Here is a 19,080-nt window from a genome sequence, read left to right on the forward strand (position 1 = left end):
GGACCGGGAAGGCGCGTATCATCGGCCTCTTTCCATCCGTCCCCAGAAGCTTCCGCATGCCGCGTCCGTTCCGTCCCGCAGTCTCCCGCCTGTTCGGCGCCGTCGCGTTGGCGCTGGCCGGCCTGGCCGCCGCGCCGCCGCGGGCGATGGCTTCCGATATCGGCGCCGTCATCGAGTCCGCCCGCCTGTCGCGCTATCCGTTGCGGGAACCCGAGAAGCGCGTGTGGGGTACCGAGAACGTCAAGGACGCGGTGCTGGTCGGAGAGTTGCAGAGCCGGCTGTACCTGTACCGCTATGTGCGGGAGCCGGGTGGGAAATTCAGGCCGGATTTTCGTTCCGGACCGTTGGTGATGTACTCGCCCACCGGAATCAAGACCGACAAGGAGAGCGTAAGGGTCAGGATGCCTCGCGACGGGGAAAGCCATTATTGGGTGGGCTATTCCTACGATGGCGATCTGTGGGTGACCGGCTTTCTGGTGGACGAGGAGGGCAGTGCCTACGAGGTGACCGCGGATAATTCCGCCGCGATCGTGAGCAGCGACCAGCCCTGGGATGATGTGCGCAAAGCCCGGATCCTGGCGGCGTTGCGGCCGCCGCTGGCGGACTACCCGGACTTGTTGAAGACGTTTCCCGAATCCATCAGCTTCGAGCATCGGCCGCGGCCGGACCTGAAGGCCGGGCTGCTGGACGTACACCGGCATGTCCGCGGCATTCCGCGTGCGCAGACCGCCGAGTTCCGGCGCGCGCTGGGAGAGCTGCGCAGCTTTTTCTGGCGCAACGATTATCGGGATGTCGATCCCACCGGCAAGGATCCCGAGGTGTTGACGGCCTTCAACGACTACGGCTTCTGGCTGGCCGAATCGGGCGAGGCGCAGGAAGCCGACCTCTTTCTCGGCGAGGTGCTGCGGCGCGATCCGGCGCGCACGGCGGCGTACCTGAACCGCGCCGATGCACGCTGGCAGCAGGCAGGAAAGGCGGGCGACAAGCGCGGCCATTTCGAGGCCTTGGCGCGCGAGGATTACCGGCAGTATTGCTCGCGCCGGCTGGCCGCGCAGGAACCCATTCCCGGCAACATCGCCGGCCGCATCGGCGCGGCGCTCGGCGTGCCGGCCCTGGACGCGGCGGCCTGCCGGCCGCGCCTGGCCATCTTCCAGGCGATCCAGGCCGGCGATGTCGCCGCGGTGCAGGCTGAATTGGCGCGCGGGCAAGACCCCAACGGCGTCAACGAAAACGGCACGCCGGCGCTGGCCGTCGCGGTAGCGCGCAAGCAGCTGGAGATCGTGCGTATATTGCTTGCGGCAGGCGCCCGGGCCGACGGCTCCAACAACGGCTACCCGCTATTGGCCAGCGCGCTGCCGGACGGTCAGGACTCGCGGCCGGACGCCGAGCGCTATGCGTTGGCCGACACGCTGATCGCCGCAGGCGCGCCCGTGGATGCCGTGGACAGCGGCGGCACGCCGCTGCTGATGCGGCGCATTTCCTACTACAGCGGCGACAAGGACAATCTGCTCTATCTTCTGGACAAGGGGGCCAATCCGAACGCCCGCGAGAAGAACGGGCGCTCGCTGCTGCATGCCGCCATGCAGAGCACGAAGAACTTCTGGTACGCCGAAAAGCTGTTGGACAAGGGCGCGGACATCAACGCCGCCTACGTGCGCATGTACTACGGCAACCGAGCGATGTGGGAAACGCCGCTGCTGGAAGCCCTGCGTGAATCCCCCGGCGGCGAGCTGGCGCCTGGGGTGGCCTATCCGATTCCCGAGCGGGTGAGCTTCGCGCTGGCCCATGGCGCGGATCCGGCCGTGGGCGGCTACGGCGAGGGCAAGGCGCTGGAGCGCAACGGCCTGAACGAAGCGCTGAGCCTGGCGGCGCGCTATATGCAGCCGGCGCTGGTGGACCAGTTGGTCCAGGCCGCAGGCAAGCCGCAAGCGCCGCTGACGCCGGAATCGCTGTCCAGCCTGTTGAGCGTGTGGAACCAGGTCGAGGTCCGTGCGGCGATCAAACAGAACGGCCCGGATTGGGACGAACTGCGCGCCCGGCTGCGCGCCACGGCGGCGCGTTTGCTGGCGGCCGGCGTGCCGCTGACGCAGGCCTCCGATGCGACCGGCGTGCTGGCCAACCGGATCGCGCCGCTGAGCCTGCCGTGGCTGCCGGACGACTTGTACCTGCAATGGCTGCAGGCGGGCGCCGATGTGTCGGATCGCACCGATCAAGGCATCCGCATCCAGGGCGTGGCCGACCCCGACGCGCTGCCGCTGGTCATCATGCTGAGGCTGGGCCAGGAGACCAAGGCAAAAATGCTGCTGGAACACGACGCCGGCCTGTACCGCACGCCCTGGCGCTGCGGCGCGGCGGTGGCCGACATGCTGGCCTGGCAAGCGAGCCAGGACGGCAGCCCGCAGGGACCGGCAGGCGCGCGCGCGGTGAAGCAGGTGCTGGATGGCGCCGAGGCCGCGCCCGCCTGCGACCTGAACCAGCGCGCTCGGGTGCAGCCTTTCGTGGGGGTCAGCGCAAGCGAACTGGCGCGCCGCGCCAATATCACGCTGAGCTTGCGGCCGGCCGGCTGAGGCCGACGCGATCGCAGGATCGCCGCGCAAAAAAACAGGCGCCCGCAGGCGCCTGTTTTTTTTGCTTCAACGGCGAGCCGTCATTACATGGCGTGGCCCATGTTGACGTTCATGTTGTACAGCACCCATGCCGAACCGCCGACGATGATGGCGATGATCATGACGGTGAAGACAAACGTGGCCAGGTTGTCGCGGGCCGACTTCGATGCGCCCATGTGCAGGAAGTACACCAGTTGCACCAGCAACTGGAGCACGCACAGCGCAACCACGCCGGCGATGGTGATGGCGTGGGACAGTCCGCCGTTCATCACCAGGCCGAAGGAGCCGAAGGTGAGAAGCAGCGAAAGCACGAAACCGATGATGTAGGACTTCAGGCTGCCGTGGTCGGCGGCGTGATCGTCGTGGCCGTGTGCGGCCGCAGCGGAGTGCGACATCAGATGGCTCCCATGAGATAGACGAAGGTGAAGACGCAGATCCAGACGATGTCCAGGAAGTGCCAGAACAGGCTCAGGCACGCCAGACGACGCTTGTTGATCGAGTCCAGGCCATGGCGGCGGATCATGTCCAGCAGGACGATGATCCAGATCAGGCCGAAGGTGACGTGCAGGCCGTGGGTGCCGATCAGCGTGAAGAACGCCGACAGGTACGCGCTGCGGCCCGGGCCGGCGCCGATCGAGATCAGGTGATGGAATTCATAGACTTCCATCGCGATGAAGCCCGCGCCGAACAGGAACGTCACCATCAACCAGCCCATGGCGCGGCTCTTGTTGTTGGCGTGCACGTTCAGGTTGGCCATGCCGAAGGTGAAGCTGGAGAACAGCAGCAACAGCGTTTCGACCAGCACGAACTTCAGATCGAACAGTTCCTTGCCCGTCGGGCCGCCCGCGGTGGCGTTGAACAACACCGCGAACGTGGCGAACAGCACCGAGAAGATCAGCAAGTCGCTCATCAGATAGACCCAGAAACCGAATACGGTCTTGGATCCATCGTCATGATGCGCGTGATCGTCGTGACCCGCGTGGGGGTGAGTGGCTACGGCTTGAATCATGGCTCAGGCGGCCTTCTGCATTTTGTCAAAGTGAGCGTTTTCGATGCGTTCGACTTCCGCGGCCGGGACCCAGTAGTCGACGTCGCGGTCATAGGCGCGGACGATGAACGAACCGATCATGCCGACGAAACCGACGATGGACAGCCACCAGATGTGCCAGATCAGCGCAAAGCACATGACCAGGCCAAAGGCGCCGATGAATACGCCGGCGGCGGTGTTCTTCGGCATGTGGATGTCTTCGTACTTGGCCGGGCGCTTGTAGGCCTTGCCGTTCTGCTTGTCTTCCCAGAACTGGTCCAGCGAGTCAACGTGCGGCACGTGGGCGAAGTTGTAGAAAGGAGCGGGCGAAGAAATGGCCCATTCCAGCGTACGGCCATCCCAGGGGTCGCCCGTGATGTCCTGGTTCTGCTTGCGCTGGCGGATCGAGACGAACACTTGCTGCAGCAGGAACCAGATGCCCAGCATGATCAGCGCGGCGCCAGCCAGGGCGACCAGCAGGTACGGCTGCCATTCGGGGTTGTCGTAGTGGTTCAGGCGGCGGGTCATGCCCTTGAAGCCCAGGATGTACAGGGGCATGAAGGCCAGGAAGAAGCCGACGAACCAGCAGTAGAACGAGTAGCGGCCCAGACGCTCATTCAGCTTGAAGCCGAAGGCCTTGGGGAACCAGTAGGTCATGCCGGCGATGCAGCCGAACACCACGCCACCGATGATGGTGTTGTGGAAGTGGGCGATCAGGAACAGGCTGTTGTGCAGCACGAACGACACGCCGGGGATAGCCAGCATCACGCCGGTCATGCCGCCGATGACGAACACGATCATGAAGCCCAGCGTCCACAGCACCGGCGTCGTGATGCGCAGGCGGCCGCGGTAGATGGTGAACAGCCAGTTGAAGATCTTCGCGCCCGTCGGGATCGAGATGATCATTGTCGCTATGCCGAAGAAGGCATTGACGTTGGCTCCCGCGCCCATGGTGAAGAAGTGGTGCAGCCAGACCAGGAACGACAGCACGCCGATGGCGGCCGTGGCGTAGACCATGGACTTGTAGCCGAACAGGGTCTTGCGGGCGAAGGTGGCGACGATTTCCGAATACACGCCGAACGCCGGCAGCACCAGGATGTAGACCTCGGGGTGGCCCCAGATCCAGATTAGGTTCACGTACATCATGACGTTGCCGCCCATGTCGTTCGTGAAGAAGTGCGTGCCCAGGTAGCGGTCCATCGTCAGCAGCGCGAGCGTTGCAGCCAGCACGGGGAAGGCGGCGACGATCAGGACGTTGGTGACCAGCGAGGTCCAGGTGAAGATCGGCATCTTCATCAGGCTCATGCCCGGCGCGCGCATGCGCAGGATGGTCACGATGAAGTTGATGCCGCTAAGCGTGGTGCCCAGCCCGGATATCTGCAGCGCCCAGATGTAGTAGTCCACCCCCACGCTCGGGCTGTAGTCCAGTCCGGAGAGCGGCGGATAGGCGAGCCAGCCGGTCGCGGCGAATTCGCCCACGAACAGCGAGATCATCATCAGCGCGACGCCGGCGCCGAACAGCCAGAAGCTCAGCGAGTTCAGGAACGGGTAGGCCACGTCGCGGGCGCCGATCTGCAGCGGCACCACGAGGTTCATCAGCCCGGTAATGAAGGGCATCGCCATGAAGAAAATCATGATGACGCCGTGGGCGGTGAAGATCTGGTCGTAGTGGTGCGGCGGCAGGAAGCCGGCCGAGTCGGCGGACGCGACCGCCAGCTGGGTACGCATCATGATGGCGTCGGCGAAGCCGCGCAGCAGCATGATCAGGGCGACGATGATGTACATCACGCCAATGCGCTTGTGGTCGACGGTGGTCAGCCATTCCGTCCAGAGGTACTTCCACTTCTGGAAGTAGGTGATGGCGCCGAAGACCGCTAGGCCTCCCAGGCACACGGCGGCCAGCGTAACCATGACGATGGGTTCATGGTACGGAATGGCCTCGAGGGTGAGTTTCCCGAGCATTGTTAGTTAATTCCTGCGATCAGATTGTTCGACGTGGGGGTGCACGTGGCGGAGTCCACGCCGGCCATCTTGGTCATGGTGCTGCCAAGAATGAAATCAAACATGGCGGGGGGCGCCGAGGAGTACTTGACGACCGGGTTGTGCTCGCTGCGCTTGGTCAGCTCTGCATAGACCTCGGGGGTCAGTGCGGTCGGGGCGGCCTTGGCTTCCTTGACCCAGTTGTCGAACCCGTCCTGGGACATCGCGATGGCCTTGAAGCGCATGCCGGAGAAGCCGGCGCCGCTGTAGTTGGCCGAGATGCCAGCGTAGGTGCCGGCTTCGCGCGCGTTCAGGTGCAGCTTGGTCTCCATGCCAGCCATCGAGTAGATCTGGCTGCCCAGCTGGGGGATGAAGAACGAGTTCATGACCGTGGCCGAGGTGATCCGGAAATTGACCGGAACATCGACCGGGAAGGCGATCTCGTTGACCGTGGCGATGTCGTACTCGGGGTAGATGAACAGCCACTTCCAATCCAGCGAAACCACCTCGATGGTCACCGGCTTGTGTTCGGACACGAGCGGCTTGTAGGGATCCAGCGCATGCGTCGAGCGCCAGGTGATCACGGCCAGGATGGCCACGATGATACAAGGGACGGTCCAGACCACGATTTCGATCGCCGTGGAGTGGGCCCACTTGGGCTGGTAGTCAGCTTTGGTGTTGGATGCGCGGTATTTCCAGGCAAAAACCAGGATCATGACGATGACCGGAATCACGACGATGAGCATGAGCCCGGTCGTCGTGAACAGCAAAGTCCTTTCCTGAATGCCGATATCTCCCTTGGGGGAGAGGATTTCCATGTTGCAGCCGCCAAGCAGCATGACCGCGCCGACGCTGAGAATGCGCGTAAGGGTCGCAAGGAGGGGGTGTTTCACGTACAGCCTTGGATGGAAGGTGGAAAATGCTGCATAGCAGCAGACTGGAATGCTGCTAGGCAGCAACGTCCATCCTATCGGCTTGATATGGGTCAAGCATGCGACGAATGGTCGCATTGCCTGGGAGGATTCCGCCCCAAGGGGAACAGATTCAGGGTTTTCCTAGGGGAGCAGGGGCTTGCTGCCAGGTTCCCGGGTGCGACGATATGTCGCACCCGCACATGTGGGGTCTGCGACAATTTGTCGCATCCGCACAAATCAGTCGATGAGCACTTCGCGTTCCGGCCCCGGTTTCTTGGCCAGTTTGCGCTGCAGGGAGCGCCGGTGCATGCCCAACAGGCGCGCCGCCGCCGAAACGTTGCCGCCGGTTTCGTGCAGGGCCTGGTGAATGTGCTCCCATTCTAGGCGGTGCAACGGTGTCATGGTGGTTTCGATCGTAACGTTTTCCGGCTTCACCAGGCCCAGGGTGCGCAGGATCATCGGCGCGGTGGCGGGCTTGGGCAGGTAGTCGTCGGCGCCGCGCTTGATGGCCTCGACGGCGGTGGCCACGCTGGCATAGCCGGTGACCAGCAGGATGCGCATGTCGGCGCGCAGGGCGCGCAGCGGGCGGATCAGGGTCAGGCCGGAGTCTTCGCCCAGGCGCAGGTCGACCAGGGCGAAGGCGGGGCGGATTTCCTCGGCCACGCGCAGCGCCTCGGCGATGCCGGTGGCGGTTCGGGTTTCCAGGCCGCGGCGCGACAGGCTGCGCTGCAGGGTGCGCACATACAGTTCGTCGTCGTCGATCAGCAGGCCAAGATCGGTTGGGTTCATTGCACTCAAGTCCCGGTACTCCCCAGCGGGAGGTAAAAGCGAATACGCGTGCCGCCGTCTTCGGCGGCGGTCATGGTCATTTCGCCGCCCATCTGTTCCACCGTGGCGTGCGACAGCGCCAGGCCCACGCCCAGCCCTCCCGGCTTGCCGCTGTTGAACAGGCTGGTCGCCGGCAGCAGGGTCTGGTCGGGATCGAAGCCCCGTCCGTAGTCCCTGACTTCGCCGCGCAAGGCGCCATAACCGTACTCCAGATGCAGGTCCACGCGGGGCGCGTCGGCGGCTTCGCCGGCGTCCGCCGCGTTGTTCAGCAGGGCCTGCAGCAGGTGGGCGATGGCCGGATCGACCCGCAGGCTGCCGGGCAGGGTGCCCGAGCGCTGCAGATCGATGGTCGGCCGGATCAGGCGCCATTGCCCCACCACGCGGACCAGGTCCACCGCGGTTGGGACCGCCAGATTGCGGATACGTTCCCGGCACAGGGCCAGCAGCTGGCTGAGCGTGGAGACGTCGGCGCGCAGGTCTTCGTCCTTGACCTCGGCGGCGATCTCGTCGGCCAGCAGGGTCATGGTTGCCAGCGGGGTGTTCAATTCATGCGCCATCGCCGCGGCGTGGGTGGCCAGGGCGACGATGCCTTCGTTGCGGGTGAAGCGTTCGCGCAGCCGCGCCAGTTCACGCTCGCGGTCGCGCAGGTCCGAGGCCAGGCGGGTCGAAAACACCAGCACCACCACCACCGAAATCAGGAAGTTGGCGCCCATGCCCCAGAGCAGCAGGGTGTGGGTGTCGACGTCGCCGCGCAGGGGCTGGCCGAAGATCGCGGCCGCCGCGTAGCCCGAGATGCCCGCCACGGCCGCGGCCAGTGCCCAGTTGCGCGGCAGCGCCAGGGCCGCCAGCGCGGTCAGGATCAGGAACATCATGCCGAAGGGATTGCTGATGCCGCCGCTCCAGCCCACCATCCAGGCCAGCACCGCCATGTCCACGAACAGGTGGCCGAAGGCGGTGGCGTGGGACAGGTCGCGGCGGTGGCGCAGGCGCAGGCTGGCGTAGGCGTTGAAGCCGATCAGCGCGCCGACGCCGATCCACAGCGGCTCCAGCGGCAGGGCCAGGCCCAGGACGCTGCTGGCCAGCAGAATGGTGGCGGCTTGGCCCGCGATGGCGAGCCAGCGCAGGCTGCAGAGGGTACGCAGGAATGAAAAGGCGGAACTACCGGGCATATCCAGACACAGAGGTGCCGGCAGGCTGCCGGCGGGCACGCGCCCGGCTGCGCGGAACGCTGGCATCCGGCGCGCGGCGGCTGGGCCGGCTGCCGCCGCGCCTTCAGGCAGGGCGGCGGTGGATGTGCTGGCATTGTATGGCGAATCAGGCGCCGCCGCCGGTCAGCGGGCAATCAATGTGTCCCTGATATGCCTGCGTGACGCCCGGACCTGCCACCGTTCCGGCCTCTGTCTCAATGGATATCAGAGGTGCCGCTATGGGCCATCGCGGGCGGCGGGTAGTCTTCCTCGTCGGACGCCATCTGGCCCTGGATCTGCGCCTGCTGCAATTCCTGCTCAACCTGGGCGCGGGTTTCAGACTGGTGCGACATGACCGGGGGAGGATAGTCTTCGTCGCCGAAGGTGTACTGGCCGTTGGCCTTGGCCTGGGCCAGTTCGGCGCTGACCTGGTCCGCCGTCTTGGCGGCGGGGGCGGCGTAGGTGACGCGCCAGTCGCCGTAGAGGTCGTGGGTGTACTGCGTGGTCTGGGCCTGCACGGCCCCGGCGGCTGCCAAGCCGGCGCATAGCAATAAGGTCTTGCTGAGGGTCTTCATGAAACGCTCCTGGCAATCAAAGCTTGCGGCCATCGTGCCGGCCGCGCCGACGTCCGCGATGCTGCCTGCGGGCGATTCCTGGATGCGGGAAAGCCTGGCCGGGCGCGCCGCGATGGCGCGCGCCGGACCTTTTCCAATTCGACCCGGCGCGCGGCGCGGCGTTGCACGCAGGACGGCCTTGTTGCAATGAAGCTGTTTCAGGCGTGTAGCATAGCTGTCAAGCCACTTTCAGGGGACGCTGCGGGCTCAGTGGCCGTGGCCGGCGACCGGGGCGGTTGCCGCGTTCAGCGGACGCGCCAGCGCGTCCACCGGCACGCGCCGCTGGCGTTTGTCGGCATCCTCGACGATGAGCGTCAGGGCAACGTGCTCGCCGGGCGAGATCTGGCCGGCCAGATCGATCAGCATCACGTGATAACCGCCGGGCTTGAGCTCCACGGTCTGGTTCGCGGGCAGCGCGATGCCCGGCACCTGGCGCATCTTCATGACGTTGTCCTGCATCGCCATTTCATGGATTTCGACGTGCTTGGCGGCCTGCGATTCCACGCCGACCAGGCGGCCGCCGGAGGCGGAGGTCAGGCGCATGAAGACGCCGGTGGCGTGCTGGCTGGGCACGGTGGAGCGCACCCAGGCGTCGTCCACCTTCAGGGCGGCATCCTGGGCCAACGCGGAAGGGCTGGCGCCGGCCAGGGCGCAGAAGGCGAAGGCGGCCGCCAGGGATTTGATCGTGGTGTTTTTCATGAGGGTTGCCTCTCTATATAGATTCTGGTCAGAGCACGGTGCGCAGGTCGTCCACGCATTCCTGAGCGCTTTGCTGATGGCGCAGGGCGATGCGCAGCTTGCCGCTGGCGTCGATGACGTAGGTCAGCGCGGTGTGGTCCATGGTGTAGGACGAGCCGGTCGCGACCTTCTGGTAGAAGACCTTGAACGATTGCGCGGCGGCGCGCGTCTGCTCGGCATTGCCGCGCAGGCCGACGAAGTCGGGATCGAAGGCCTGGGTATAGGCGCGCAGGATTTCCGGCGTGTCGCGTTCGGGATCGACGGTGATGAAGAGGACGCGCAGCTTCTTGGCGTCCGCGCCCAGCAGGCTCTTGATCTCGACGGCGCGGGTCAGCGCCGTGGGGCAGATGTCCGGGCATTGCGTGAAGCCGAAGAACAGCATGATCGGCTGGCCGGCGTAGTCGGCCAGCTTGCGCTCGCGGCCCTCGGTGTCCTGCAGCTGGAAGTCGCCGGACGGCATGCCGGACAGATCCATGCCGTGCAGCTTGGGCGCATCGGGGCCGCAGCCTGCCAAGGCCAGCAGGGCGACAGAGGACAGCAGCAGGCGGCGCCGCGGATCGGGCGCATGGGAGCGCGCCGCGCCGGATGGCGCGCGCAGAAAGGGGGAATGCATGAAAACCTCGTCGGTTGACGGTTCGTCCAGGGGCGCGGCGGGGCCGCGCGTGCAGGCGGAGTCAGGCGAGGCGTGGAGGAGCGCGGGAACCCAGCGGCGGTCCCGCGGCGGTGGACGCGGGCGGGGCGGCGCTGGCAGGCGCGGGCAGTGCGTGCCGGCCGGCGGCCAGCAGCAGGGGGGTGAGCGCGGGGGCCGGAGCGGGCGCGACGTGCGCCAGCAGGCCGAAGGGGCAGAGCGCGCCGGCATCGGCGGCATCGTGGCCGGCCTTGTTCTTGTCGCCGGGCGACAACGCCAGCGTCAGCGCGGAGACGTCGCCCGCGGCCGAGCAGAACGTGACTTCAAGCCGGCCGTCGTGCAGCGCCCGGGCGTCGGGCATGTAGCCCGCCGGAACCAGCGCGCGCAGCGCCAGGGCCAGAAGCGCCAGCCACAGCACGCCCCGCGCGCGTGCGGCGCTGCCGAGGTGCTGGAGGCGGATCAGGCGGGTCATGGCGGCATTCTATCCCGCGCGACCGGCGCAAGCATCTGACGCCGGCGCCCATGGCCCGCCAAAATCTTGGTACCCTTGAACGCACTCAAATATCTCCCGACATCCCACTCAGTGCCTCAGGTTTCAGTGCTTTCCTCGTCCGCCCAGACCCTGCCTCTTTCCACGTTGCCCGCTGCCGTACGCCGGGGCAGGCCGTCCTTCCGCTTGTGGATGTGCGTGCTGGCCGTGGCGCTGCTGGCTCTGCTGTCCGCCTGCGGCACCACCAAGGTCCAGCCCGGCTACTACCGTGTGCAGTCGGGCGACACGCTGACCCAGATCGCGCGCAAGCAGGGCACCAGCGTGAGCAATCTGGTGCGCTGGAACAATCTGTCGAATTCCAATGCCATCGAAGTCGGGCAATTGTTGCGGGTGGCGCCGCCGGCTGGGCAGGCCAGCACGTCCACCGCGCCCAGCAAGGCGCGCGGCAAGCCTGCCCCTTCGCCCAAGTCGTCTACCTCGACCGCCAAGCGCCGCACCGCCCCGCCGGGGGCGATCTCGCTGGTCTGGCCCGCCCAGGGCAAGGTCACGCGCGGCTATGACGGTTCGGGTTCCAACGGCATCGTCATCAGCAATTCCTCTGGCACGCCGGTGGTGGCCGCGGCGCAAGGCACCGTGGCCTATTCCGGCAGCGGCCTGCGCGGCTATGGCCACCTGGTCATCGTCAAGCACAACGCCAGCTTCCTGAGCATCTACGCCCACAACAGCAAGCTGCTGGTCAAGGAAGGGCAGCGCGTCAGCCAGGGGCAGAAGATCGCTGAAATGGGTAATAGCGACAGCAAGCAGGTCGGGCTGTATTTCGAGCTGCGCTACGACGGCCAGGCGGTCGACCCGGCGGGGTCCCTGCCGCCGAAGTAGGAGCTTAGAGTTGCACCAGCTGCTTGAGCGAATCCAGCTGCAGGATGCATAGCTCGCCGCGGCGGTCCGATATATAGCCCTGGCGTCGCCATTTCGAGAATATCCTGCTCAGCGTTTCGGCGCGCATGCCCAGCTTGACCGCTATCTGCGAATGGCTCAGCGGCAGCACCACGGGCCGGTTGTCTTGCGGCTTGCCCGCGCGCAGGATGTATTCGGCCAGGCGTTCCTCGGCCGAACTCGACGTCAGCCAATCGATCTGATCCGTGTGATGGCGGATCAGGTTGGCGCAATGCGCCATGACGCGGCAGGCGAAGCGCGCGTCGTTCAGGCAGAGCTGGCGGAATGCCGCGGCATTGAGCAGGCAGCCATTGCCCTCGGTACGCGCGCGCACGCCGTGCAGGTGCCGCGGCGTGGCCTCGAACAGCGTGGAAACGGACAGCCAGCCGCCCGGCCCGACATGGCCGAATACCTTGTCGCCGCCATCCGCCGTGTAGCGCACGCCCTGCAGCGATCCCGCGCACACCAGCAGGCAGGAGGAGGCCGCCTGGCCTTCCGAAAAAATCGTGTCGCCCGCGTTGAACTCCAACCAGCGGCTGCCGCCCGCCAGGGCGAGCAGGGCGGCATCGTCCACGCCATCGAACCAGGGATGCTGGCGCAGCGCCGCGATCAAGAGCGCGGATCGTGAATTGACAATAGTCATTTGGTCTGGGGGCTCTGGCAAATAGAATTAATGCGATTGATTCTTATTTGTAATGGTACCACTGCGGAGGCCGCCATCAATGACCGGCCTTTGCTGCGCAACCCACTCCCACATGACCATCTCAGCGTATTTCCGCACCGCCGCGGCGGCAGGGGTTTTCTTGTCGTCCGCCGCCAACGCGGCGCCCATCGTGTTCCAGGACATGCTGGGCAATCCCGTGAGCCTGTCAGCGCCAGCCCAACGCGCAGTGACCCTGCCGATGCCGGCCGGATCGCTGCTCATCTCGCTGGATGGGGGCGCACAGCGCCTGGCCGGCATGCATCCCAGCGCCCACGGGTTGATGAAGGACGGGCTGCTGGCGCGGATCTTTCCGGCCACGGCCCAGGTGCGCACCGACATCACCCGGTCCGGCTTCGTGCCCAATGTGGAAACGCTGCTGCAGATCCAGCCCGATCTGGTGTGGCAGTGGGGGCACATGGGCGACGATCTGATCGCACCTCTGCGCAATGCCGGACTGCCGACCGCGGCGCTGGTGTACGGCACCGAAGACCGTACCCGCGTATGGATACGCCTGATGGGCCAGTCGCTGGGGCAGGAGGCTCGCGCGCAGTCCCAGTTGCGCTGGCGCGATCAGGTGCGCGCGGACATCCGCGTCGTCACCGATGGCATTCCGGCCGCCAAGCGGCCGGGGGTGCTGTACCTGTCGCGTTATGCGCCGCAGCTGCGCGCAGCCGGCGGCAACACCAGCTTCGAGGACGACATCACCCTGGCGGGCGGGCGCAATGTTTCGGCTGCCATCGCCAGCGGCCAGACCGTGAACATCGAGCAGATCATGGCCTGGGCGCCCGAGGTGATCCTGCTGAACAACTTCGAATCGGGATTGACGCCCGAAACCCTGTATGGCGACCCGCTGTTTGCCGACATCCCCGCCGTGCGCGATCGCCGCGTCTACAAGGTGCCGATGGGCGGCTATCTGTGGGATCCCCCCAGCCAGGAATCGCCCTTGTACTGGCAGTGGCTGAGCATGCTGCTGCACCCGGAAAAATTCTCCTGGCCCTTGCGGGACAACATCGCGCGGGCCTACGGCGAACTCTATGGATATCAGCCTGCCGCTGGCGAGGTCGACGCAGTGCTGCGCCTGAAAATGAACGAGGGAGCCGCGGGCTATGAACGCTTCCGTTGAAACGGCGCGCGCGCCTGCCGCGGGCACTTGCGCGCGGCCGGGGCTGTGGGCGTGGCCGTGGCTGCTGATGGCGCTGGCGCTGCCGGCGTCCGTGTTGGCGGCGCTGTGCGTCGGCCGCTACCCCCTGGCGCTGTCGCAGGTGTCCAGCGTGCTGGCCGGGCTCGCATTGCCGGACGGCCTGGCGAACTGGCTGCCGTCGGTCGGCGCCACGGAGCATCGCGTCGTCATGCAGGTGCGCTTGCCGCGCGTGCTGCTGGCGGTGCTGGCCGGATCCAGCCTGGCGATGTGCGGCGCGGCGCTGCAAGGCGCTTTCCGCAATCCGCTGGTCGGGCCGCAGATCCTGGGCATTTCCTCGGGCGCGGCGTTTGGCGGCTGCGCGGCGATCCTGTTGTTCTCATCGCTGTGGGCAACGCTGGGCCTGGCGTTTGCCGGGGGCCTGCTGGCGGTGGCCGTGGTCTATCTGCTGGGCCGTTCCAACGGCCGCACGACGATCCTGATGCTGGTGCTGGCGGGCGTGGTGACCAGCGCCTTCTTTTCCGCGTTGATCTCGCTGACCACGTACTTCGCGGATCCGAACGACAGCTTGCCGGCCATCGTGTTCTGGCTGATGGGCAGCTTCGCCACCGCAACCTACGTCAAGCTGGCGGCCGCCGTGCCGCCCATCGTGGCTGGCATGGCGCTGCTGGTCGCGCTGCGTTTCCGCATCAACGTGCTGTCCTTGGGCGACGAGCAGGCCAGCGCCATGGGTATCGCCGTGGAGCCCTTGCGTTGGCTGCTGCTGGGCTGCGCCACGCTGGTGGTGTCGGCCAGCGTGGCCGTATCGGGCACGGTGGGCTGGGTGGGATTGGTGGTGCCGCACATTGCGCGCATGTTGGTCGGCCCCGACCACCGCGTGCTGCTGCCGGCCAGCGCCCTGATCGGCGGCACCTACATGGTGTGGGTCGATACCGTGGCCCGCAGCGCCACCAGCGCCGAGATTCCGCTGGGCGTGATTACCGCGCTGATCGGCGCGCCGCTGTTCGCATGGCTGTTGCGCCGCGCCCAGAGCAAGGGGGCGCAGCATGCTTGAACTTGCACAACTGTCCGTGCAGGCAGGCGGCCGGCGCCTGCTGAGCGACCTGTCCTTGAGTCTGCCCGCGGGCCAGATCCTGGCCGTGCTGGGGCCGAACGGGCGCGGCAAGACCACGCTGCTGCGCACGATATTGGGGCTGAACCCTCCTGCCGCGGGCACCGTGCGCCTGCAAGGCCACGCCGCCTATGTTCCGCAGCGCAGCGACACGCTCTACGCCTACGACGTGCTGACCATGGTCAGCATGGGGCGCGCGCGGCATCTGCGCTGGTATGCGGCGCCTGGCGCCCGGGACTGGAGCATCGCTCGCGACTGCCTGGGGCAGGTCGGCCTGGGGCATCTGGCGGACCGCCCGTTCCACGCCTTGAGCGGCGGCGAGCAACAACTGGCCTGCATTGCGCGCGCCTTGGCCAGCGCCAGTCCCATCATCATCCTGGACGAGCCCGCGGCGGCCCTGGACCTGCGCAACCAGGACGTGGTTTTGTCGCTGCTGCGCCGGCTGGCGCAGGAGCAGGGCCTGGCGGTGGTTTTCACCACGCACCAGCCGCAGCACGCGCAACACATCGCCGACCAGACCCTGCTCATGCATGCCGGCGCTTGCGAAACCGGCCCCACCGCCAGCATGTGCGTGGACGAGCGCCTGAGCCGCCTGTATGGCCTGCCGGTGCGCGTGGCCACGTTACACGGCGAGTCCGGCGACATCGTCGGCGTGATCCCCGTCTTCCGCTGAATCATGAAAAACACGATTGCCTACCTGAACAACTGGAGCGGGGACGGTCCCGCCGCGCTGACCGGCGGCGCCGCGCCGCGCGCGGCCTGCGTGCCGCTGTATCAACTGCATGAGCGCGATCTTTCCGGATTCCGCGCGCTGCTGCTCCCGGCGCACACGGACCAGCGCTATCTGTTGCAGCAGGGCGCGCTGCTGGAAGCCTATCTGGAATCGGGCGGCACGCTGGTCTTCAACGGCCATGTTGCCTATCCCTTTCTGCGCTGGCTCGCACCCTTCGTGCCGGGCTCCGGCGCGGGCATCGCGGGCCTGCGAGTGCAGCGCGCCGCGCCCCATCCGCTCTTTGACGGCGTGGATCCCGAGCACCTGACGTTCCGCCGCGGCGTGGCTGGCTTTTACGCCCGCGGCAGCAACCCCGCGCCGGCCGGCGCGCTGGTCCTCAACACGCTGGGACCTGACGCCCAGGCCATCGATTGGATCCTGGCCCTGCCGGGCGGCGGGCGGCTGCTGGTGCATTCCGGCAATGACCTGTGGATGTATGCCGGCAGCGCCGACAGCGCCGGCCGCATCGTCCCGCAACTGTGCGCCTGGCTGAACGGAGACGCGGCATGACTGCAGGCCCCACCCCCGTAATCGCGGCGCTGGACGCCGGCACCTATTACCACCATCGCACCTTCCGCACGCCGGAGCTGATGCCGCATATCGACCGCACGATATACATCCGCGACCTGGACCCAGCCGCGCTGGAGGGCTGCGATGCGCTGATCGTGTCCTGCCGCAGCAATCCGGATCTGCTGACGCCGCACCGGGAGCTCTGGCGCCGCTTCCTGGCCGCGGGCAAGACCCTGGTCGCCATGGGCGAAACGCATTCCGAACGCTGGCTGGACGGCGTGCGCTGGACCCCGTCCGAAGTGAACTTCTGGTGGTGGAAGGAGCCGGACGCCGACTCCGGCCTGCGCCTGGCGGCGCCCGAACATCCGCTGTTCCGCTATTTGACGCTGGCCGACGCTACCTGGCATCAGCACGGTTCCTTCGCGCCGCCGCCGGGCGCGCTGTCCCTGATCGACAAGGCCGGCGCCGGATCGGTGCTGTACGAAGACAGGTGCAGCACGCCGGGCCGGCTGATCGTGACCTCGCTGGACCCGATGTACCACCACGGCAGCTATTTCATGCCGGCGTCCAGCCGCTTCCTGCGCGGGTTTCTGCCCTGGTTGAAGGATTCCACGCCTGCCGTCGGTCAGGACATCCCTCCCGGCTGACGCAGCGCGGCTCTCCGCGCCCATTCCGATTTTGCCCCTCTCTCTTGTGTGCTTGTATGCAACGCTCCTATTTGTATGCCCCCTTGGTCGGCGCCGGACTGCTGACCGCCGCCATGGCCGCGCCCAGCGCCGCCGCCGACGTTCCGCAACTGCCGTCGATCCAGGTCACGGCCGAAGGCCAGCCCGATGACGGCCGCCTGCGGCCGATGGGGGCGACGCCGCCCGCGGCCTCGATCGACCACAATGTCACGCAGGCAGTCAGCGTGGTCGACAGCCAGGACATCGACCGGCTGAACACGATGAGCACGCTGGACCTGCTGGGCCGCGTGCCCAACGCCACCATCAGCCGCAGTGGGGGCATCGCCGGTACGCTATTCCTGCGCGGGCTGAACACCAACGACATGCGGGTGCCGATGTTCATCGACGGCGACCGCTTCCGCGGCCGCAATACGCTGCAGTTCATGCTGATCAGTCCGACCGAGATCGAACAAGTCGAAGTGGTGCGCGGGCCGAACTCCTCGCGCTTCGGCAGCGATGGCCTGGGCGGGCTGGTCAATTTCGTAACCAAGCGGGCGCACGGCAACCTGAGCCAGCCCTTCGGCCTGAACGGCGGCGAGGCTTCGGTCACGTACAACACCAACGGCGATGGCGTGCAGAGCAACGTGGCGCTGGAAGGCGCCGGCGACGGCTTCGACCTGCGCGTCTACGCCACCGGACGCCGCGCCAGCAACTATGACAGCGCGGCGGGCGAAGTGCCGAACAGCGACTTCCGCGGCGCGGGCGGGGGCATCGTGCTGGGCTACATGCCGGATGCGCGCCAACGCATCGAGGCCAGCGCCCGCGTGGCCTACGTCAAGGACGGCGCGGCCGGCACGGTGCCGCCGTATCCGCTGAGCTATAGCCGCCGCGATCCGCTCAAGGTGAAGCAGGGCAGGCTGGCCTACAGCGGCGAGTTCGACGGCGCCATCAGCGCGCTCAAGGCCAGCGTCTATGTGAACGAGTTCGGCACCGTCATGGCTACGCACAACGAAACCAATCCGGCGCGCGTGGTCGACGCGCGCAACAACGTGATCGGTCCCGTCGTGTGGGGCGGCAGCGTGGCCGCCACGGTGCCTTGGGCCGACACCAATACGACTTTTGGCCTGGACTTCATGCACGAGCGCCGTCCCGGATCGGAATCGCGCAGCGATATCACGGTGCGTCGTCCCAACGGCACCACCACCACCAGCACGCCCTACGTCAAGACCGGACCGGACCAGTACCAGACCAACGTCGGCGCGTTCCTGACCACGGAGTGGAAACCCGCTCCCAAATGGACCGTTACCGCTGGCGGCCGGTTCGACTGGTTCAAGTCTGACGTGGGACTGGAGCCCTTGCCGTCGCCCAATCTGCTGCCGGCATTCCGCGCCGCGCAGAACACGACCGAGACCGCCACCACCGGCAGCCTGGGGCTGTCCTACCGCGCCACCGAAGTCGTCGAACTGCTGGGCAGCGTGGGCAGCTCGTTCCGCATGCCTTGGACCTCGGAGATGTTCAGCAGCGGCTATACCGGCACCAGCTACACCATTCCGAATCCGGGCCTGAAACCGGAGCGCGGCGTGACCGTGGAGGCCGGCACCCGGCTGCACTTCGAGCAGGCCACCGTCGGCTTGACCGCCTTCAGCAGCAACTACAGCGACTTCCTGGAGAACGTCACCACCACCTATGAAGGCCTGCCCGCCACGCAGCGCCGCAACGTGGGCAAGGCGCGGATCCAGGGCCTGGAGCTGGATTGGCGCTGGCAGCTGAGCCGCGAGGTCAACCTGTACGGCAACGCCAGCTACCTGCACGGCACCAACCGCACGACCGACACGCCGCTGCAATCGATCGCGCCCTTCAGCGGCCTGGTCGGCCTGCAATACATGAGCCCCAATGAAGCCTATGCCTTGAGCGGCGAACTGCAATGGGCCAAGGGCCAGAGCCGCTACGCGGAACGCGCGGAGTATCCGGCGGCGGGCTTTGGCGTCGTGAATCTTTACGCCCAGTTCCAGCTGGATCGCCTTGGGCTGCCGCAGCTAGGCAATACCCAGGTCGTGCTGGGCGTGAACAACCTGTTCGACCGCGCCTACCGCACCGCGGCGACCTCATCCAACGTGGCCTACGCCATGACGGATCTGAATCCGCTGCTGGAACCCGGCCGCAGTTTCAGCCTGACGCTGCGCACGCGCTTCTGAGTAGGCTTGTCCGCCCCGGCGCGCCCAGGCGCGTCATTCAA

Annotated in this window: 19 protein-coding genes; 8 read left to right on the top strand and 11 right to left on the bottom strand. The window is 66.7% G+C overall.

Annotated features, from left to right (window positions below; translation table 11 throughout):
• Nucleotides 1-56 precede the first annotated feature (56 nt).
• Nucleotides 57-2,567 carry an ankyrin repeat domain-containing protein gene (locus N5C88_RS03025; protein WP_280014662.1) on the top strand — a complete coding sequence of 837 codons (2,511 nt, stop codon included), beginning with the start codon at nucleotides 57-59 and terminating at the stop codon, nucleotides 2,565-2,567.
• 83 nt (nucleotides 2,568-2,650) lie between these two features.
• Here N5C88_RS03025 and cyoD read toward each other — a convergent pair whose 3' ends face one another.
• From cyoD to N5C88_RS03075, 10 genes are all read right to left on the bottom strand, one after another.
• Nucleotides 2,651-3,001 carry a cytochrome o ubiquinol oxidase subunit IV gene (cyoD, locus tag N5C88_RS03030; RefSeq protein WP_054451659.1) on the bottom strand — a complete coding sequence of 117 codons (351 nt, stop codon included), beginning with the start codon at nucleotides 2,999-3,001 and terminating at the stop codon, nucleotides 2,651-2,653.
• Nucleotides 3,001-3,615, bottom strand: coding sequence for a cytochrome o ubiquinol oxidase subunit III (cyoC, locus tag N5C88_RS03035; RefSeq protein WP_042794897.1), 615 nt, complete (start codon nucleotides 3,613-3,615; stop codon nucleotides 3,001-3,003). The genes cyoD and cyoC overlap by 1 nt, the downstream gene beginning before the upstream one ends.
• A gap of 3 nt (nucleotides 3,616-3,618) precedes the next feature.
• A complete protein-coding gene (gene cyoB / locus N5C88_RS03040; RefSeq protein ID WP_054451658.1) occupies nucleotides 3,619-5,595 on the bottom strand; it encodes a cytochrome o ubiquinol oxidase subunit I in 1,977 nt (658 codons plus the stop codon).
• A 2-nt stretch (nucleotides 5,596-5,597) separates the two neighbouring features.
• Nucleotides 5,598-6,506, bottom strand: a complete 909-nt coding sequence (gene cyoA, locus N5C88_RS03045; protein ID WP_054451657.1) for a ubiquinol oxidase subunit II — start codon at nucleotides 6,504-6,506, stop codon at nucleotides 5,598-5,600.
• 258 nt (nucleotides 6,507-6,764) lie between these two features.
• Nucleotides 6,765-7,316, bottom strand: a complete 552-nt coding sequence (locus N5C88_RS03050; RefSeq protein ID WP_042794894.1) for a response regulator transcription factor — start codon at nucleotides 7,314-7,316, stop codon at nucleotides 6,765-6,767.
• Between the two features lie 5 nt (nucleotides 7,317-7,321).
• Nucleotides 7,322-8,524 (bottom strand): HAMP domain-containing histidine kinase, encoded by a 1,203-nt coding sequence (locus N5C88_RS03055; protein WP_059377685.1) that lies wholly within the window; start codon nucleotides 8,522-8,524, stop codon nucleotides 7,322-7,324.
• A gap of 233 nt (nucleotides 8,525-8,757) precedes the next feature.
• Entirely contained in the window at nucleotides 8,758-9,117 is a 360-nt protein-coding gene (locus N5C88_RS03060) for a DUF4148 domain-containing protein (protein WP_059377687.1), read from the bottom strand.
• Nucleotides 9,118-9,363: 246 nt separating this feature from the next.
• Nucleotides 9,364-9,855 (bottom strand): copper chaperone PCu(A)C, encoded by a 492-nt coding sequence (locus tag N5C88_RS03065; RefSeq protein ID WP_280014663.1) that lies wholly within the window; start codon nucleotides 9,853-9,855, stop codon nucleotides 9,364-9,366.
• 28 nt (nucleotides 9,856-9,883) lie between these two features.
• Nucleotides 9,884-10,507 carry an SCO family protein gene (locus N5C88_RS03070; RefSeq protein WP_280014664.1) on the bottom strand — a complete coding sequence of 208 codons (624 nt, stop codon included), beginning with the start codon at nucleotides 10,505-10,507 and terminating at the stop codon, nucleotides 9,884-9,886.
• Nucleotides 10,508-10,568: 61 nt separating this feature from the next.
• A complete protein-coding gene (locus N5C88_RS03075; protein ID WP_059377694.1) occupies nucleotides 10,569-10,994 on the bottom strand; it encodes a DUF2946 family protein in 426 nt (141 codons plus the stop codon).
• 210 nt (nucleotides 10,995-11,204) lie between these two features.
• On the opposite strand from N5C88_RS03075, the gene N5C88_RS03080 reads away from it, so the two are divergent.
• Nucleotides 11,205-11,888, top strand: a complete 684-nt coding sequence (locus N5C88_RS03080) for a M23 family metallopeptidase (RefSeq protein ID WP_059377697.1) — start codon at nucleotides 11,205-11,207, stop codon at nucleotides 11,886-11,888.
• Between the two features lie 4 nt (nucleotides 11,889-11,892).
• Here N5C88_RS03080 and N5C88_RS03085 read toward each other — a convergent pair whose 3' ends face one another.
• The gene (locus N5C88_RS03085) at nucleotides 11,893-12,588 is read right to left on the bottom strand and encodes a Crp/Fnr family transcriptional regulator (RefSeq protein WP_165867971.1); all 696 of its coding nucleotides are present in this window, start codon (nucleotides 12,586-12,588) and stop codon (nucleotides 11,893-11,895) included.
• A 112-nt stretch (nucleotides 12,589-12,700) separates the two neighbouring features.
• On the opposite strand from N5C88_RS03085, the gene N5C88_RS03090 reads away from it, so the two are divergent.
• Genes N5C88_RS03090 through N5C88_RS03115 form a run of 6 tightly spaced genes read left to right on the top strand, consistent with a single transcriptional unit; the run spans nucleotide 12,701 to nucleotide 19,039 of the window.
• Nucleotides 12,701-13,771, top strand: coding sequence for an ABC transporter substrate-binding protein (locus tag N5C88_RS03090; protein WP_118934777.1), 1,071 nt, complete (start codon nucleotides 12,701-12,703; stop codon nucleotides 13,769-13,771).
• Nucleotides 13,755-14,840 carry an iron ABC transporter permease gene (locus N5C88_RS03095; protein ID WP_280014665.1) on the top strand — a complete coding sequence of 362 codons (1,086 nt, stop codon included), beginning with the start codon at nucleotides 13,755-13,757 and terminating at the stop codon, nucleotides 14,838-14,840. Before N5C88_RS03090 ends, N5C88_RS03095 begins: the two co-directional genes overlap by 17 nt.
• Complete coding sequence (locus N5C88_RS03100) at nucleotides 14,833-15,570, top strand: ABC transporter ATP-binding protein (protein WP_118934779.1); 738 nt, start codon at nucleotides 14,833-14,835, stop codon at nucleotides 15,568-15,570. The genes N5C88_RS03095 and N5C88_RS03100 overlap by 8 nt, the downstream gene beginning before the upstream one ends.
• Before the next feature lie 3 nt (nucleotides 15,571-15,573).
• Nucleotides 15,574-16,179: a hypothetical protein gene (locus N5C88_RS03105; RefSeq protein WP_280014666.1), complete on the top strand. Its 606-nt coding sequence runs from the start codon at nucleotides 15,574-15,576 to the stop codon at nucleotides 16,177-16,179.
• Entirely contained in the window at nucleotides 16,176-16,826 is a 651-nt protein-coding gene (locus N5C88_RS03110) for a hypothetical protein (protein WP_118934782.1), read from the top strand. Before N5C88_RS03105 ends, N5C88_RS03110 begins: the two co-directional genes overlap by 4 nt.
• Before the next feature lie 56 nt (nucleotides 16,827-16,882).
• Nucleotides 16,883-19,039, top strand: coding sequence for a TonB-dependent receptor (locus N5C88_RS03115; protein ID WP_251880977.1), 2,157 nt, complete (start codon nucleotides 16,883-16,885; stop codon nucleotides 19,037-19,039).
• Nucleotides 19,040-19,080 lie beyond the last annotated feature (41 nt).

Source organism: Achromobacter sp. GD03932 (assembly GCF_029839485.1).
GTDB lineage: Bacteria > Pseudomonadota > Gammaproteobacteria > Burkholderiales > Burkholderiaceae_B > Achromobacter > Achromobacter bronchisepticus_A.

What these genes read in the sequence shown, in the direction of transcription:
- N5C88_RS03025 (WP_280014662.1), top strand. Translation starts at nt 57, where the DNA reads ATGCCGCGTCCGTTCCGTCCCGCAGTCTCCCGCCTGTTCGGCGCCGTC.
- cyoD (WP_054451659.1), bottom strand. Translation starts at nt 3,001, where the DNA reads ATGTCGCACTCCGCTGCGGCCGCACACGGCCACGACGATCACGCCGCC.
- cyoC (WP_042794897.1), bottom strand. Translation starts at nt 3,615, where the DNA reads ATGATTCAAGCCGTAGCCACTCACCCCCACGCGGGTCACGACGATCAC.
- cyoB (WP_054451658.1), bottom strand. Translation starts at nt 5,595, where the DNA reads ATGCTCGGGAAACTCACCCTCGAGGCCATTCCGTACCATGAACCCATC.
- N5C88_RS03050 (WP_042794894.1), bottom strand. Translation starts at nt 7,316, where the DNA reads ATGAACCCAACCGATCTTGGCCTGCTGATCGACGACGACGAACTGTAT.
- N5C88_RS03055 (WP_059377685.1), bottom strand. Translation starts at nt 8,524, where the DNA reads ATGCCCGGTAGTTCCGCCTTTTCATTCCTGCGTACCCTCTGCAGCCTG.
- N5C88_RS03060 (WP_059377687.1), bottom strand. Translation starts at nt 9,117, where the DNA reads ATGAAGACCCTCAGCAAGACCTTATTGCTATGCGCCGGCTTGGCAGCC.
- N5C88_RS03065 (WP_280014663.1), bottom strand. Translation starts at nt 9,855, where the DNA reads ATGAAAAACACCACGATCAAATCCCTGGCGGCCGCCTTCGCCTTCTGC.
- N5C88_RS03070 (WP_280014664.1), bottom strand. Translation starts at nt 10,507, where the DNA reads ATGCATTCCCCCTTTCTGCGCGCGCCATCCGGCGCGGCGCGCTCCCAT.
- N5C88_RS03075 (WP_059377694.1), bottom strand. Translation starts at nt 10,994, where the DNA reads ATGACCCGCCTGATCCGCCTCCAGCACCTCGGCAGCGCCGCACGCGCG.
- N5C88_RS03080 (WP_059377697.1), top strand. Translation starts at nt 11,205, where the DNA reads ATGTGCGTGCTGGCCGTGGCGCTGCTGGCTCTGCTGTCCGCCTGCGGC.
- N5C88_RS03085 (WP_165867971.1), bottom strand. Translation starts at nt 12,588, where the DNA reads ATGACTATTGTCAATTCACGATCCGCGCTCTTGATCGCGGCGCTGCGC.
- N5C88_RS03090 (WP_118934777.1), top strand. Translation starts at nt 12,701, where the DNA reads ATGACCATCTCAGCGTATTTCCGCACCGCCGCGGCGGCAGGGGTTTTC.
- N5C88_RS03095 (WP_280014665.1), top strand. Translation starts at nt 13,755, where the DNA reads ATGAACGCTTCCGTTGAAACGGCGCGCGCGCCTGCCGCGGGCACTTGC.
- N5C88_RS03100 (WP_118934779.1), top strand. Translation starts at nt 14,833, where the DNA reads ATGCTTGAACTTGCACAACTGTCCGTGCAGGCAGGCGGCCGGCGCCTG.
- N5C88_RS03105 (WP_280014666.1), top strand. Translation starts at nt 15,574, where the DNA reads ATGAAAAACACGATTGCCTACCTGAACAACTGGAGCGGGGACGGTCCC.
- N5C88_RS03110 (WP_118934782.1), top strand. Translation starts at nt 16,176, where the DNA reads ATGACTGCAGGCCCCACCCCCGTAATCGCGGCGCTGGACGCCGGCACC.
- N5C88_RS03115 (WP_251880977.1), top strand. Translation starts at nt 16,883, where the DNA reads ATGCAACGCTCCTATTTGTATGCCCCCTTGGTCGGCGCCGGACTGCTG.